We start from the raw sequence: 16,225 nt of genomic DNA, 5'->3' as shown, positions 1-16,225 counted from the left end.
CGCTCCATTTCAAGGAGAGAGACCATGCCCGAAATCCCCGCCACCGTGACCCGCAGTCTGCACGGCGCGTTTCTGCAGGATGCCAGCCCCGACTGGCTGGTTGACGCGCCCGCGCAGCGTCGCATCGACCTGAAAAATACTGATCCGACACCCCCCGATTGGTACACAAACGCCTCCCGAGCGCAGCGCAAGGCATTGCATGACAGCCTTGCCGCAAGCCTCGGCGCCCAGACCCGGCTCGACCGGGCCATGGTGACGTTGCAAGACATCGACACCTTCGCCGCGCCCCTGCTGATCGCGGCGCTGAAGGACCGCTTCAACGTGCAACTGGATATCCACAAGACCTGGTTGCAGCTCAACAAGCCAGTAGAGATGGGGATATTCGCCATCGACATCGATCACTTCGAAGTGTTGAAACTGCCGTTGCTGCAAGCGGCGCTGCACAACTTCGAACGTGTCGAATGCATCGACGGCGCGTTCCATGAATCCTCGGGCTTTCACGTTGAAACCTCGACCCCTGGCACGTTCGCACCGTTGAGTACGCAATTGACGGTCGAACAGTTCACCGGCCTGTGCCGTTCGCTGGACATTGGGGCGAAATATCAGGCTTACCTCAAAGACTATCTGCACCCCGCAGATGGCGTTGCCGATCAGGCACTGCGCGAGAAATTTACCGCTGCGCATAAAACCGCCCTGCGCGCTGCGGCCGAGGTCGCCGTGTTGAAAGGCGACATTGGGCGTGAGGACTACGCGTCGATACTGTCGATCCTCGCCGGTGAATTGCACCCGCGCCAAGGCAACCGGCAAATCTGGTTTCGTGATCTGGGCCTGATGGGGCGACGCATGGTCGGGTGTGTGTTGTTCACGATCTGCGAGAAGTACCGCTACAGCGACGACGCGATTCTCTATATTCCCGGCGACCCGGAGCATCCGCTCAAGCGCTACAGAGGTCAGGAAATCGCGGCCATGTTCAAGCGCCGCTTCACTGCCCGCGACAGCACGCAGGCCGATGCGGCCGAACCGAATGCCTACCAGCGGTTTTTCAGCCAGTTTGTCGCGTATGCCGACCGGCCACGCTACTTCAGTCAGTTCACCGAAGACACGCCGGATCGCTCGTTCGGTGAGCGACTGGCGCCCTACGAACCGTTGCTCAACGAGTTCATCAAGGCGCTGAATCCACTCAATCTGGTGTTCACCGGGATCAGGCAACTGCCTTCAGCGCCGGCCATCAAGCAGGTGCCGAACACTGACCCGTATCTCGCACCGACTGATCTTTCGCGCAAAGGCCACGGCATCTGGGCGGAAAATATTGATCTTTGGGATTACCTGTTCGGGCAGCATCGCGACCGACTGATAGCGGATGCCCGCAGCCACGCGGTGCCGACGGCGGACGTCGATGCCAAAGTACGCTCACAAAAACTCGCCGCGCTGTTGAACATCGGCATGTTGGTGCTGACCGGGGTCTCGATGTTCGTGCCGGTGCTGGGCGAAGTCATGATGGTGGTGATGGCCGGCCAGTTGCTGGAGGAAACCTTCGAAGGTGCCATCGAGTGGAGTGAAGGTGATCGGCGGGCCGCCACCGCGCATCTGGTGGATGTCGCGCAAAACCTCGCGCTGCTGGCGGTGATGGCCGGTGCCGGTAAAGGCATTGCTCGACTGGCGGCGGCGAAATCCGTGCCGGTCATCGAAGGTCTGGATCAGGTCGAGTTGCCTGATGCGACTGCGCGATTATGGAAACCCGACCTGCGCGGATACGAAAGCCCAGTCGCGCTGGACCAGAGCATGACGCCCAACGCGCTCGGGCAGTACGAAACAGGTTCAAAGAATTACATTCGGCTGGACGGCCGGCCTTACGAACAAACATACGACCAGACGCTGCAAAAATGGCGCATCAGGCACCCGAGCGATCCCCACGCTTATCAGCCGATTCTGACGCACAACGGCGCCGGTGCCTGGCGGCATACCCTGGAACGCCCGCAGCGCTGGGATCGATTGACGCTGCTACGGCGCACCGGCCATATCACCGAGCGCTTCAGCGACGCGCACTTGTTGGCGATTGCCGATGTCAGCGGCGTCAGTGACAACGCCTTGCGCAAGATGCATCTGGATCAGGCACTGCCACCGCCGGAACTTGTAGACGCCATGCGCCTGTTTGAAGTCGACAGAGACGTTGGCGAGGTGATCGAGCAGGTACTGGGTCGCAGCCCCATCGACGAGCACTATTTGCACATCCTGGCGCTGCTCCCCGAGATGCCCCGCTGGCCATCGGGGCGGGTCTTGCAGGTTTACGAGAATGCCGATCTGACAGGCTCATTCACCCGTTACGGCAGCGAATCAACGACGAAGGCGCCGATCCGCATCAGTCGCGCCGATGTCTTGCGCGGTGAATTGCCCACGCGCATGCTCGCGACGCTTGATGAGGCGGAAATTGTCGGGCTGCTCGGTGGCGAGCCGGCGCGAGTGCCTGCCGCCAGGGCGCCGGAATTTGCCAGGCAGATCGCCGATCTCCTGCAGACCCGACGGCCCGCGCTGTTCGACAGTCTTTCGAAGCGTTCGCACACCGTCGAGCCGCGCGTGGCGAAACTGCAACGGGTCTGCCCCGGGCTCACTGAGCAGGCTGCGAAAACCGTGCTGCGTCAAGCCGATAGCGACGAGCTTGCGCGGCTGGACACCTCGGCGCGGGTGCCGCTGCATTTGCAGGAATTGAGTCGTTGGTATGCGCAAGAAGGGCGGATGATGCGAGCCATCAGCGGACTGTACAGCGAGACCATGGCCTCGACGGATACAGCGCGACTGGCACTGCATACGCTGGAGCGACTTGCTGGCTGGTCGAGCGACATACGCCTGGAGATTCGCGCAGGCAGCATCAACGGTGCGCTGATCGATGGCATTGGTAACGATGCCGCGCTGACTCGCAAGTATCTGGTCAAGAACGGCACGTCTTATCAGGCCTTCAATTCGCGGGCCGAAGCACTCAACAGCGTGCCGGGATACGGTGATAACTTTTACAGCTCGCTGATGCATGCGCTGCCCGATGAAACGCGTCAGGCGCTTGGCGTTCCTCGAGTTAATCAGAGCGCCGATCTGCGGCGAGCAATCATTGATCATGCGCTCAGTCACCGCCGTCAGTCGACGCAGATACTACAGGCAGCAGCCGGGCCGAAACCGTGGTTCAACCCACCCCGACGCATCAGCGCCACACTGCGCGGTTATCCGGCCAGTGGTCGCGGGGAGGGGGTTGATCCGGCGTTGACCAGCAGGGTCCAGGATGTCTACCCACTGGACGACGCACAGGCCAGGCGCTTCATTCTCGAACAGTGGCGCACGGGCAAGAACGACCAACAGATTTTCCATCTGCTCAACCTGCGCCTGCGCGAGTGGACAGAGCTTGAGACCGCGCTGAACCAATGGCTGGCGAGCCAGGATATGCGTCTGCAGATTGCCGAGGACGAGTTCCGCAGGGTTGCGCAAAACATCAGGAACAGTTGGCGCAACTCGCCGCTGGCGGCGCACGAGCCACATGCGGCGCAGCTGACATTGACCAGTCAGGCCGCGTTGCCGAGGCTGACGGCGGACTTCGCTCACGTGCGCGAGCTGACGCTGCGCGCACCGTCGGCCGCCGACACGCTGACTGCGTTTCCCAATCTGGAACAACTCGACGTGCTCGCCCCTGGGCAAACCTTCGGCGCGGTGTTCGCACGCGTGAAAACCATGCGCCACCTGACGCGCTTGAAGTTGCGCACACCGATCAATGATCAGGTGGCTTCGAGGATTCGCGAGTTGACCCGACTCGAGGATCTGGAGCTGCACTGCACGTCCAGCGGCGCCAACCCCGTAGTGCCGACAGTGCTGAATGTCAGCGGAATGCGTCAACTGCGCAGGTTGGAAATCGACAGCCCGCAGATGGGCGAGTGGCCACTCGGGGTGCTTGATCTGCCGCGGCTGGAGCGCTTGAACCTGCGTCGGACGTCGATCAAGACCCTGCCGGTGGAACTTTATGAAGCGCACGAGCGACTGCTGAGCGGACTGTCGCTGGACTGGTCGAAATTCAGCCGCAGGACCTTCAAGCCGATCTACGAATTCATCAAAGTGCAGCCGCAGCATCTGATCGACCTCGAAGAGATGGTCAGAGACTACTGCCGTGGCGAACTCAAGCGTTTTGTCGGTATGGAATCCAGTCTGTTTGACGTGCTGTCGCTGAAATTCTCCCAGCAATGGCCGGGCGCCGATGCCAGGTTTCAGGCGATTGAGGCCTTGAGCGCTCAGTTCGGCGAGATCAACGCGCTTGAACAATGGGTCGGCCCCGAGCCGACCGTGCGCAACGGTGGCCATGCCCGAGCGGCGGTGGCCGACGCGCTCAAGACCAGTTGGCGCAACGGGTTGTTCCAGCGCTATGGCTCAAAAACCGAGAATTCGTTTTTCGATCTGTACATCGGCATGTCAGGCGATGCCTCGGTACTGGATATTCTCGGCTCACCGATGGACAACTTGCCACCGTTGCCGTCGGACGCTTTTGCCCACGTCAGAATCTTGCGCCTGGCCGGCCTCGAGGCTCCGGTTGCACAGCTGCGTGATTTCATTCGCACGTTTACACAGATCGACACGCTGGACCTGAGTCACTGTCGTTTGTCCGAATTGCCGCTGACAGCGGATGACTTGCCGGCGCTGGAATACCTGAACCTGCACAACAACCCCATCACCAGTGTCGATGTTCGTGGAATGAATCGGCTCAAGGCTCTCGATCTGAGCGCCACGGCAATCCGCCAATGGCCGACCGGGGCCGAGGATCTGCCGCAGCTGACCTGGCTTGATCTGGGCGACAGCCAACTCACTTCTGTGCCGGAGGCGGTTCTGGCCCGCGATGAGCTGTTGCTCGACACCAATCTGAACGGCACGCCGCTGACGCCGCAGGGCGAGGCTGGCGTGGCTGCTGCGCGGCAGCGCATTGAGCAGACCAGGGGCTTGTCTGCGGGGACGCTGCAACGCTTCGCCCTGGAGGAACCGCGGCATCGCACGCCGCCCAAGGAAAGCGGCTCGGTGATCGCGCGACGTCTGCTGCCCCTGCCGCCATCGGTACCTGCGGGCGAAGGTGTCAGCTGGTTGGCCAAGCGCTTGCAGCGCTTGCGCCCGAACTACCAGGAGGAGCACGCCCGGCTGGCGATCGAGCGCATGCAGCTTGAGGGCTTGAGCGAGGTACAGATCAGCGGCCGGATTGATGAGTGGACCCGGACATTCGAATCGCTGACGCGGCGCTTGAACGATTGGTTGTTCATCCACGAAAGCCACGGTGCGAACTGGACCGTGTCCTCACAAACCCGCCAGCTCGCCGCACGCCGGGTGATGCAATGCTGGTACGACGGTTTGCTTGACTGGAATGGCTTTGCCGACCGCGAATTGAATTTCGATGGCCTGCAAGTGGGCAATTTTCCTGAGCTGCCCGCGGTATTTCCCCGGGTGAACAGTCTGAACCTGGCCGGCACGCGGATCTCCTCCGACGGCTCCAACGGCTTCCTGCGGGCGTTCAGTCAGATACGCCGGTTGAATCTCAATGCCAATGATTTGCGCGCGCTGCCCGAACCCGTGAGCCAGATGCACCAACTGCAGCGTCTGGAGCTGTCCTTCACCGGCCTCGTCGACCCCCAGGCGCTGAATCAGTCGCTGAGCGGGCTTGCGCAGTTGCAGTGGCTGGATCTGAGCCATAACAGCTTGCGTACGTTCAGCGTCACGCGCCTGCAGCGTCTGGAGCGCCTCGATCTGCGGGACAACTTGATGACGGACTGGCCCGAGGGTGCGCTGCAATCTGCGCATTTACAGGCGATAGATCTGAGCAACAACGAAGTAGTGGCGATTCCCCCGGCGATCTATGACGGTAGCCATGACGCATTGCTCGCGGGTACCAATCTGTCGGAAAACTATGAACTGTCACAGCAAAGCCTTTTGCGCCTGCGTGAGTATTCGGGTACGCACGGGCGCAACGACGTTCTGGGGCTGACCTACGCCGATATCGACCGGATGATCGATGACATGGACAGCACCACGGAAAGCGACGAGGAAACCCCGGACAGTGATGTTGAGCCGGATGAACAGGTGCCGATTCTTGAGGAAAGTGTCCTCGACCAGCAGGTGACGCCGTGGATCGAAAACATCCCTCAGGAAGACGCCGATCGTTATCGGGCGATGTGGCAGCGAGTGGCGGCTGAACCGGGCAACGCCGCGTTCTTCCATCTGTTGTCGGTGATGCCGGACACCGAAGAATTCCGCATTTTTCGCGCTGACCTGACACGTCGGGTGTGGGAAGTGATGGAGGCTGCCGATGGCAGTCAGGCACTTCGCGATGAGCTGTTTCCCATGGCCGCCACGCACACCACCTGCGTCGATGGTCGAACGCTGGCTTTCAGTGAAATGGAGGTCAAGGTGTTCGAGCACAACACCTTGCAAAATATTCAGCCAGGTCTGGCGTCCAAGGGCCGCGCCTTGCTCGACTTGTCACGACAATTGTTCCGCCTGGGCGAGGTCGAAGCCCTGGCCAGAGTGCGTGGCGGTGACCCCGCGGAGGTACGCCTGGAATATCGAATCGGCCTGACCAGCGGATGGCGTGACGGGCTGCAATTGCCGGGGCAACCGAGTCACATGCGATTTGGCAAACCCATCAGCGGCAGGGCGCTGGACACCGCCCGGGAGGCGGTGGAAAAAGCGGAAAGAAGTCAGAAGTTTTATGAAGAACTCATTACCCGTGACTATTGGGTGCAATACATCGAGGAGAAATACCCCACCGAACTGAGTCCGCTGAAACAGCGCGCCGATGAAAAACTGGCGCACCTTGAGGATGAACACGAAGACCTCACCAGCAGCGCTTATCAACAAGCCGTGCAAGTGCTCGAGATTGAACGCACCATCGAGCGCAATCTGAAACTGATCGAGCTGTCCCGGCGGGAAACGGGCGAGCCAATGTCGGTCGAACGCGATGACAACCGCCCCGGTACGTCACGCGATCTGACCGGCTGAAGCCGCAGGCAAACAGATACTTTCAGACCCCGGAAGTCGATGGAATCGGCAGCCGGGGTCTGCTTCCAGCTCGCGTCAGAACAGAAAATAGCGCTGCGCCATCGGCAGGGTGTCCGCCGGTTCACACCAGAGCAATACGCCGTCGGCCTTGACCTGATAGGTCTGTGGGTCGACGTCGATGTGCGGCAGGTAATCGTTGTGGATCAGATCGGTTTTCTGCACCTCGCGACAACCTTTGACCACAGCGATTTTCTTTTTCAGACCCAACGCCTGGGGCAGCCCTGCCTCCTGCGCCGCCTGGCTGATGAAGGTCAGGCTGGTGGCGTGCAACGAGCCGCCGTAGCTAGCGAACATCGGCCGGTAGTGCACGGGCTGCGGAGTTGGAATCGAAGCGTTGGCATCTCCCATCAGGCTCGCGGCGATGGCGCCGCCCTTTAGAATCAGCGTCGGTTTCACACCGAAAAACGCCGGCCGCCACAGCACCAGATCCGCCCATTTGCCGACTTCGATCGAACCCACTTCATGGCTGATGCCGTGGGTGATTGCCGGGTTGATCGTGTACTTGGCGATGTAGCGCTTGGCGCGGAAATTGTCGTTGCCTTCACCGTCCAGCGGCAGCGGGCCACGCTGTTTTTTCATCTTGTCGGCGGTCTGCCAGGTGCGCGTGATGACTTCGCCAACGCGGCCCATGGCCTGGCTATCGGAACTGATCATCGAGAACGCGCCGAGGTCATGCAGGATGTCTTCGGCGGCAATCGTTTCGCGGCGGATGCGGCTTTCGGCGAACGCCACGTCTTCGGCAATGCTCGGGTCGAGGTGGTGGCAGACCATCAGCATGTCGAGGTGTTCGTCGATGGTGTTGCGGGTGAACGGCCGGGTCGGGTTGGTCGAACTCGGCAGCACGTTGGCGAAACCGCAGGCCTTGATGATGTCCGGCGCATGCCCGCCACCGGCACCTTCGGTGTGATAGGTGTGGATGGTGCGACCCTTGAATGCGCCGAGGGTGGTTTCGACGAAGCCCGATTCGTTGAGCGTGTCGGTGTGGATCGCCACTTGTACGTCGTACTGATCGGCAACGTTGAGGCAGTTGTCGATGCTCGCCGGGGTGGTGCCCCAGTCTTCGTGCAACTTGAGGCCGATGGCGCCGGCCTTGACCTGCTCGATCAACGGCTCGGGCAGGCTGGCGTTGCCCTTGCCGGTCAGGCCGATGTTCATCGGGAACGCGTCCGCTGCCTGGAGCATGCGCGCCAGATGCCACGGCCCGGAAGTGCAAGTCGTTGCGTTGGTGCCAGTCGCAGGCCCGGTGCCGCCGCCGATCATGGTGGTGACGCCGCTCATCAGCGCTTCTTCGATCTGCTGTGGGCAGATGAAATGGATATGCGTGTCGATACCGCCCGCAGTGAGGATCATGCCTTCGCCGGCGATGACTTCGGTGCTGGCGCCAATGGCGATGCTGACGTTGGGCTGTACGTCGGGGTTGCCGGCCTTGCCGATCGCGGCGATGCGCCCATCCTTGAGGCCGACGTCAGCCTTGACGATGCCCCAGTGGTCGATGATCAACGCGTTGGTGATCACCGTGTCGACCACTTCGGCGGCCAGTAACTGGCTCTGGCCCTGGCCGTCGCGGATGACTTTACCGCCGCCGAACTTCACTTCTTCGCCGTAGGTGGTGAAGTCTTTTTCGACTTCGATCCAAAGCTCGGTGTCCGCCAGACGCACTTTGTCGCCGACGGTAGGGCCGAACATATCGGCGTAGGCTTGTCTGGAAATCTTCATCTAGCGTCCTTCAGGAAAATAGCGGTGAGCCTGCGACCCTCACCCTAGCCCTCTCCCAAAGGGAGAGGGGACTGATCGCGGTGTGGCGGCTATCGGTAATCAGCTCCCTCTCCCTCGGGCGGTCCGACGTTTCGGGAGGGCTGGGGTGAGGGGCTGCGGTACACACGGACTTACAGGTCACCCATAACCCGTCCGGCAAACCCGAACACCCGCCGCTGCCCCGCGTAATCCACCAGTTCCACCTCGCGACTTTGCCCCGGCTCAAAGCGCACCGCCGTGCCCGCCGGAATGTTCAGACGCATACCCCGGCTGGCCGCGCGATCAAAGGTCAGCGCGTCATTGGTTTCAAAAAAATGGTAATGCGAGCCGACCTGAATCGGCCGGTCGCCGCTGTTCGCCACTTTCAGACTGACCGTGCGACGGCCGACGTTGAGTTCGATGTCGCCGGGCTGGATCTGGTATTCGCCGGGAATCATCAATGGGCTCCTTGCAGGACTTTGTAATACAGCGCGGTCGCGCGGTAATTGCCGTGCGGATCGCAAGCGTAATCGGGGATTTCACCGGCGCGCGTATAGCCCAGCGCCTTGTAGAAATCTTCGGCAGGCGAGCCGGCTTCGGTGTCGAGGTAGAGCATGCCGCGCTTGCACTTGGACGCTTCAAGCTCCAGTGCCTGCATCAACTGCTGACCGAGACCGCGACGACGAGCGTGTTCGCGCACCAGCAGTTTCTGCACCTCGGCACGGTTCAGGCCGTTGGCCTTCTGGCACAAGGTCAACTGCACGCTGGCCTGCACCACTTCGTCCTTGACCACTACCCACAGCAATACATTGCCTTTGTTCAGATGGTCCTGAACGTCATCGAAATACGCGCGGGCCTGAACGGCATCGAGGTCGGCCATGAAACCGACACTGGCGCCATAACCCACGGCATCCAGCAGCAAGTCGATCAGACCCTGACGATAGTGGGCAAAACTCTCAGCATTGACGCGGCGCAGTTGGGCGGCGTTCATCGATGTCATTCCTTGTTGGCAGATGGCGGCTCCGCGCCAGGATTGAGGGTCAGTTGCATGAACGTCAGATCGAGCCAGCGGCCGAACTTGGTGCCGACCTGCGGCATCTGCCCGGTGATGCTGAAACCGGCACGCTCATGCAGCCGAATCGAGGCCGCGTTGCCACTTTCGATGGCGGCGACCATCACGTGTTTGTCGCAGCTTTTCGCGCGCTCGATCAGCGCGGTCATCAACTGCGGGCCGAGGCCGTTGCCACGTTGGTCGCTGCGCACATAGACCGAGTGCTCGACGGTGTGGCGGAAACCGTCGAACGGCCGCCAGTCACCGAACGAAGCGTAGCCGAGGGTGGTGTTGTTGGCGTCGACGATCACCAGGATCGGATAGGCCTGAGCCTGACGTGCGCTGAACCACGCCTGACGGTTGCCGAGGTCGACCGCTTGCTCGTTCCAGATCGCCGTGGTGTTGAGCACGGCGTCGTTGTAGATGTCACGGATCGCCGGCAGATCGGCATGTACAGCATCGCGGATGGTGTAAGTCATGGCGCGGCCTCAGACGATCGGTTGGTGAACGGTGACCAGTTTGGTGCCGTCGGGGAACGTCGCTTCGACCTGGATCTCCGGGATCATTTCCGGGATGCCTTCCATCACTTGTTCACGGCTGAGCAGGGTGGTGCCGAAATGCATCAACTCGGCCACGGTGCGACCATCACGCGCGCCTTCGAGCAGCGCGGCGGAGATGTAGGCCATGGCTTCCGGGTAATTCAGCTTCACGCCGCGCGCCAGCCGGCGTTCGGCAACGAGGCCGGCGGTGAAGATCAGCAGCTTGTCTTTTTCGCGTGGGGTCAGGTCCATCGTTGGCAATCCATTCTGGGCAGATTTGTGTGGTTCTTGCGGTGAGCGGGATGTCAGTTGGAACCGCCCCTCACCCTAGCCCTCTCCCGAGGGAGAGGGGACTGATCTCGGTTGTTTGTTATGGCCGGTTCAGTCAGTTGAATTTTTGTGTCTGCAGCATTTCTAGCGGTCACCTCGGTCAGGCTCCCTCTCCCTCCGGGAGAGGGCGGGGGGTGAGGGCTGGTTATCAGGTGCTCCATATTCTTGGGGATACTGCCTGGCGCCCAAGCAAAACCGGCCTCAGCAGTCGCCACAATTCAATTAACCACCCCCGCGCCAGCAACGCTTCACTGGCCAGGCAGCGGGCGACCAGCAAACCCGGCAACTGCGTCAGGTCTCCGCGCACTGGGTTCTCCAGCGAACGACAGCGCTCCAGCAACTCGGCATCAATCTCCCCCGTCACCAGCAACGTGGCAAACACCGGTTGCCCATCCAGTCCGATTGGCGAGTCGAGCAACCCGTCATCCCCGACAATGCGCTGACGCTCATGCCAGAGCAATCGCCCATCGCGGCGAATATCCAGATGCGCCTGAAAATGCCCCAGATCAAAACGCTCACCACTGGCCGGACGACCCAGCGCCACCACGTCCCAATAGAGCAACCGTGCATCGCCTTCCAGCTCAATCGAAGTCGTGAGCTCCGCCTGCGCCGCGCTGTAGACGATGGTTTCCTGCGGCAGCCATTCCAGAGTCGCGCCGGCAGCCACGTGCAAGTCGAGCTTCTGATAAGCGGGCCCGGCCGCGCGATACCATTTGGCCGCGCCGGGGCTGGTGATCTGTGCCCAGGCGTTGTGTTCGACGCGGGCGCTGATGTCGAGTCGGTCACCACCGGCAATCCCGCCGGGCGGGTGAACGATGATGTGCTGGCAGACCTCCGGCCCTTCGGCGTACAGATGTTTTTGCACGCGCAGCGGGCCGAAATGCCGACGCTGAACCGGCCGCGTGCAATCGCCGAAACGCGCGTAGGCCAGCTCCAGCTCAGCGTGCCAGCTCGGGGTAAACAGGGCAGTGGGAATAGGTAAATTCATATTTTCTGATTATCGTCAGGACGCTACAGACTAGATCGTTACCAATCCCCGTACACCTTCAGCCTCCATATTTTCTCCGCGTCCCTGCTGCACGATCTCGCCCCGGGACATCACCAGGTATTGATCGGCCAGCTCAGCGGCGAAATCGTAGAACTGCTCCACCAGCAAAATCGCCATGTCGCCGCGCGCCGCGAGTTTCTTGATCACCGCGCCGATTTCCTTGATCACCGACGGCTGAATGCCTTCGGTGGGTTCGTCGAGGATCAGCAGGCGCGGACGGCTGGCCAACGCTCGGCCAATCGCGAGTTGCTGTTGCTGACCGCCAGACAAATCACCGCCGCGTCGCTGTTTCATTTGCAGCAACACCGGGAACAATTCATAGATGAACGCCGGAACTTCTTTGGCTTCGCTGCCAGGAAAACGCGACAGGCCCATCAGCAGATTTTCTTCCACGGTCAGCCGGCCAAAAATCTCCCGACCCTGCGGCACGTAAGCGATTCCGGCGTGCACGCGTTGATGCGGTTTGAACGTGGTGATCGGTTTGCCTTCCCAGTTCACCGCGCCTTCCTTGGCCGGCAGCAAACCCATCAGGCACTTGAGCAAGGTGGTTTTACCCACACCGTTGCGTCCGAGCAGGCAGGTGACTTCGCCGACCTTCACCTCAAAACTCAGGCCACGCAGGATGTGGCTACCGCCGTAATACTGGTGCAGCTTGTCGACTTGCAGCATGTATGCATTCCTTATGTTCCACACAAACCCCTGTGGGAGCTGGCTTGCCAGCGATAGCGGTGGATCAGTCGGCATCAATGTTGGATGTGCCGGCCTCATCGCTGGCAAGTCGAATCGTCGCACCGCAGCTCCCACAGGGTTTGTATTGGCAAATCTCAGCGGCCGAGATAGACCTCGATCACGCGCTCGTTTTCCTGCACCTGCTCCAGCGATCCCTCGGCCAACACACTGCCCTGATGCAACACCGTGACGTGGTCGGCAATCGAGCCGACGAAGCCCATGTCGTGTTCCACCACCATCAGCGAATGCTTGCCGGCCAGCGACTTGAACAGCTCGGCCGTGAACTCGGTTTCGGCATCGGTCATGCCCGCTACGGGTTCGTCGAGCAGCAACAGTTGCGGGTCTTGCATCAGCAACATGCCGATTTCCAGAAACTGCTTTTGCCCGTGGGACAGCAGTCCCGCCGGGCGGTTGACCGAGGTGGTCAGGCGAATGGTCTCCAGCACTTGACTGATCCGGTCTTTCTGTTCGCCGCTCAATCGTGCACGCAAACTGGCCCACACCGACTTGTCGGTTTTCTGCGCGAGCTCGAGATTTTCAAACACGCTCAACGCTTCAAACACTGTGGGTTTCTGGAACTTGCGACCAATCCCGGCTTGAGCAATTTGCACTTCGCTCATCTGCGTCAGATCCAGCGTTTCGCCGAACCACGCTTTGCCATGACTGGGGCGAGTCTTGCCGGTGATCACGTCCATCAGCGTGGTTTTGCCCGCGCCGTTGGGGCCGATGATGCAGCGCAATTCGCCGACGCCGATGTACAGATTCAGATTGTTCAGCGCGCGGAAGCCATCGAAGCTGACGCTGATGTCTTCCAGGGTCAGGATCGTGCCGTGACGGGTATCCAGGCCGGGTTCGACGCGCTGGCCGAAGCCGATCGAATCGCGGCTGGTGCCGGCGTCCTTGTTCGGTTCGACCGGGAAGAATGCCGGTTCGAGCATGAATTCAGCACTGGCCGTGACTCTCATGATTCACCTCGTTTCTTCAGCAGACCGATCACGCCTTTGGGCAGGTACAGGGTCACGATGATGAACAGCGCGCCAAGGAAGAACAGCCAGTATTCGGGGAATGCCACGGTGAACCAGCTCTTCATGCCGTTGACCACGCCCGCGCCGAGCAACGGCCCGATCAGGGTGCCGCGACCGCCGAGCGCAACCCAAACCGCCGCTTCAATCGAGTTGGTCGGCGACATTTCGCTGGGGTTGATGATCCCCACTTGGGGCACATACAGCGCGCCGGCCAGGCCACACAACACCGCGCTCAACACCCAGACGAACAGCTTGAAACCGCGCGGATCGTAGCCGCAGAACATCAGGCGGTTTTCCGCATCGCGCAACGCCGTCAGCACTCGACCGAACTTGCTGCGCGCCAGGCGCCAGCCGATAAACAGGCTCGCCACCAGCAACAGCACGGTCGCCAGAAACAGCACCGCGCGGGTGCCCGGTTCGGTGATGCCGAAACCGAGAATCGTGCGGAAATTGGTGAAGCCGTTGTTGCCGCCAAACCCGGTCTCGTTGCGGAAAAACAGCAGCATGCCGGCGAAGGTCAGTGCCTGAGTCATGATCGAGAAATACACGCCCTTGATCCGCGAGCGGAAGGCGAAAAAACCGAACACCAGTGCCAGCAAACCCGGCGCCAGCACCACCAGACACATCGCCCAGAAGAAGTTGCCGGTGCCGCTCCAGTACCACGGCAATTCCGTCCACGACAGGAAGGTCATGAACGCTGGCAAACCATCACCGGCCGCCTGACGCATCAGGTACATGCCCATCGCATAACCACCGAGCGCGAAGAACAGACCGTGGCCCAGCGACAACAGACCGGCGTAGCCCCAGACCAGATCCAGCGCCAGCGCGACGATGGCGTAGCAGAGGATTTTGCCGACTAACGTCAGGGTGTAAGCCGAGATGTGCAGCGCATTGTCAGCGGGCAACAGCGAGAGCAACGGCAGGGCGATCAGCAGTGCCAGAATCAGCGCACCGACCGCAATGGTGATTTTCGGGCCAGCCTTTTGCGTGGCCGTAACGAGCAGGGGCTGGTTCATCAGTCGATCACCCGTCCTTTCAATGCGAAGAGGCCTTGCGGACGTTTCTGGATAAACAGAATGATCAGCGCGAGGATCAGAATCTTGCCGAGCACCGCACCGATCTGCGGTTCAAGAATCTTGTTGGCGATGCCCAGACCGAATGCGGCGAGCACACTGCCCGCCAGTTGGCCGACGCCGCCGAGCACCACCACCAGAAACGAATCGATGATGTAGCTCTGGCCCAGATCGGGGCCGACGTTGCCGATCTGACTCAACGCCACGCCTCCGAGGCCGGCAATGCCTGAACCCAGGCCGAAGGCGAGCATGTCCACACGACCGGTGGGCACGCCGCAGCAGGCCGCCATGTTGCGGTTCTGCGTGACGGCGCGCACGTTCAGACCCAGCCGAGTCTTGTTCAGCAGCAGCCAGGTCAGCACCACCACAAACAGCGCGAAGGCAATGATGACGATGCGGTTGTACGGCAGCACCAGATTCGGCAGTACCTGAATCCCGCCGGACAGCCACTCGGGGTTGGCCACTTCGACGTTCTGCGCACCGAACAACAATCGCACCAATTGAATCAGCATCAGGCTGATACCCCATGTCGCGAGCAGGGTTTCCAGCGGTCGGCCGTACAGGTGACGAATCACCGTGCGCTCCAGCGCCATGCCGATCGCGGCGGTGACAAAAAACGCTACCGGCAGCGCGATCAGCGGATAGAACTCGATGGCCTGCGGCGCGTAGCGCTGGAACATCAGTTGCACCACGTAGGTCGAGTAGGCGCCGAGCATCAACATCTCGCCGTGGGCCATGTTGATCACGCCGAGCAGACCGAACGTGATCGCCAATCCCAATGCCGCGAGCAGCAGAATCGAACCCAGCGACATGCCGCTGAACGCTTGGCCAAGCACTTCGCCGATCAGCAGTTTGCGTTTGACTTGGGCAAGGCTGGTTTCGGCAGCGGTGCGCACACCGGCATCGGCTTCGACGCCGGGTTCAAGCAGGCCTTCGAGACGCGTGCGGGCCAGCGGGTCGCCGGTTTCGCCGAGCAATCGCACGGCGGCCAGGCGCACGGCCGGGTCGCTGTCGACCAGTTGTAGATTGGCCAAAGCGAGACTCAGGGCGGCGTGGACGCTTTGATCTTTTTCACCAGCCAGTTGCTGGTCGAGGAATTTCAGCTGCGCCGGTTTGGCGCTTTTCTGCAACTGCTGCGCGGCGCTCAGACGGATTTTGCCGTCGGCGGCGAGCAATTGGTGGCTGGCCAGCGCGGTGTCGATCAGACCCCGCAGGCGATTGTTCAGGCGCAGGGTTTTAGCTTGGCCGTCGACGGTCAGTTCGCCTTGTTGCAGGGCGTTGATCAGTTCGATACGCGCCGGCTCGGGCTGTGCGGCCCAGGCTTCGAGCAGTTTGGCCTGCTGCATGGGGTTGGCGGCGACGAAGTCTTCGGCGTCGCCTGAATACGCGGCCATTGGCAGCAGAAGTGCGATGGCAAGTATCAAGCGGTAAAGGGCAGTGGGCATGGGTGGTGTCCTGTTCAACCGCCCCCTCACCCTAACCCTCTCCCGGAGGGAGAGGGGACTGACCGAGGTGTTTGGGCGTTGTGTTGCGACTTACGAATCTGAGTCGAACTCAGGCTTTGAACAGCTTGAGGATCGGCTCCCTTTCCCCCTCTCCCTGAGGGAGAGGGCTGGGGTGAGGGGGAGATT

The 16,225-nt window shown here is 61.1% G+C and carries 11 protein-coding genes; 1 reads left to right on the top strand and 10 read right to left on the bottom strand.

The window, feature by feature from the left end; all coding sequences use genetic code 11:
- The first annotated feature begins 24 nt into the window (after nt 1-24).
- A complete protein-coding gene (locus ACP7BN_RS22260) occupies nt 25-7,005 on the top strand; it encodes an NEL-type E3 ubiquitin ligase domain-containing protein (RefSeq protein WP_426206100.1) in 6,981 nt (2,326 codons plus the stop codon).
- A gap of 75 nt (nt 7,006-7,080) precedes the next feature.
- On the opposite strand, the gene ureC is transcribed toward ACP7BN_RS22260, so the two are convergent.
- From ureC to urtB, 10 genes are all read right to left on the bottom strand, one after another.
- The gene (gene ureC / locus ACP7BN_RS22255; RefSeq protein ID WP_426206099.1) at nt 7,081-8,781 is read right to left on the bottom strand and encodes an urease subunit alpha; all 1,701 of its coding nucleotides are present in this window, start codon (nt 8,779-8,781) and stop codon (nt 7,081-7,083) included.
- A 170-nt stretch (nt 8,782-8,951) separates the two neighbouring features.
- Nucleotides 8,952-9,257 carry an urease subunit beta gene (locus ACP7BN_RS22250; RefSeq protein WP_277760404.1) on the bottom strand — a complete coding sequence of 102 codons (306 nt, stop codon included), beginning with the start codon at nt 9,255-9,257 and terminating at the stop codon, nt 8,952-8,954.
- Nucleotides 9,257-9,790 carry a GNAT family N-acetyltransferase gene (locus tag ACP7BN_RS22245; RefSeq protein ID WP_420647065.1) on the bottom strand — a complete coding sequence of 178 codons (534 nt, stop codon included), beginning with the start codon at nt 9,788-9,790 and terminating at the stop codon, nt 9,257-9,259. Before ACP7BN_RS22245 ends, ACP7BN_RS22250 begins: the two co-directional genes overlap by 1 nt.
- Nucleotides 9,791-9,795: 5 nt before the next feature.
- On the bottom strand, nt 9,796-10,329 hold the full coding sequence (locus ACP7BN_RS22240) for a GNAT family N-acetyltransferase (protein ID WP_426206097.1): 534 nt from the start codon (nt 10,327-10,329) through the stop codon (nt 9,796-9,798).
- A 9-nt stretch (nt 10,330-10,338) separates the two neighbouring features.
- Complete coding sequence (gene ureA / locus ACP7BN_RS22235) at nt 10,339-10,641, bottom strand: urease subunit gamma (RefSeq protein WP_008085431.1); 303 nt, start codon at nt 10,639-10,641, stop codon at nt 10,339-10,341.
- Between the two features lie 226 nt (nt 10,642-10,867).
- A complete protein-coding gene (locus ACP7BN_RS22230; RefSeq protein WP_426206095.1) occupies nt 10,868-11,707 on the bottom strand; it encodes an urease accessory protein UreD in 840 nt (279 codons plus the stop codon).
- Between the two features lie 30 nt (nt 11,708-11,737).
- Nucleotides 11,738-12,436: an urea ABC transporter ATP-binding subunit UrtE gene (gene urtE / locus ACP7BN_RS22225; RefSeq protein ID WP_420647068.1), complete on the bottom strand. Its 699-nt coding sequence runs from the start codon at nt 12,434-12,436 to the stop codon at nt 11,738-11,740.
- Between the two features lie 155 nt (nt 12,437-12,591).
- Nucleotides 12,592-13,461: an urea ABC transporter ATP-binding protein UrtD gene (urtD, locus tag ACP7BN_RS22220; protein ID WP_426206094.1), complete on the bottom strand. Its 870-nt coding sequence runs from the start codon at nt 13,459-13,461 to the stop codon at nt 12,592-12,594.
- The gene (urtC, locus tag ACP7BN_RS22215; protein ID WP_420647070.1) at nt 13,458-14,537 is read right to left on the bottom strand and encodes an urea ABC transporter permease subunit UrtC; all 1,080 of its coding nucleotides are present in this window, start codon (nt 14,535-14,537) and stop codon (nt 13,458-13,460) included. Before urtC ends, urtD begins: the two co-directional genes overlap by 4 nt.
- Nucleotides 14,537-16,039 (bottom strand): urea ABC transporter permease subunit UrtB, encoded by a 1,503-nt coding sequence (urtB, locus tag ACP7BN_RS22210; RefSeq protein WP_426206092.1) that lies wholly within the window; start codon nt 16,037-16,039, stop codon nt 14,537-14,539. The genes urtC and urtB overlap by 1 nt, the downstream gene beginning before the upstream one ends.
- Nucleotides 16,040-16,225 lie beyond the last annotated feature (186 nt).

It is taken from the genome of Pseudomonas sp. TWP3-1 (assembly GCF_049896625.1).
In the GTDB taxonomy this organism is placed as follows: Bacteria; Pseudomonadota; Gammaproteobacteria; order Pseudomonadales; family Pseudomonadaceae; genus Aquipseudomonas.
Note: the sequence above shows the minus strand (reverse complement) of the source record. Positions and strands in the feature narration are given on the sequence as shown.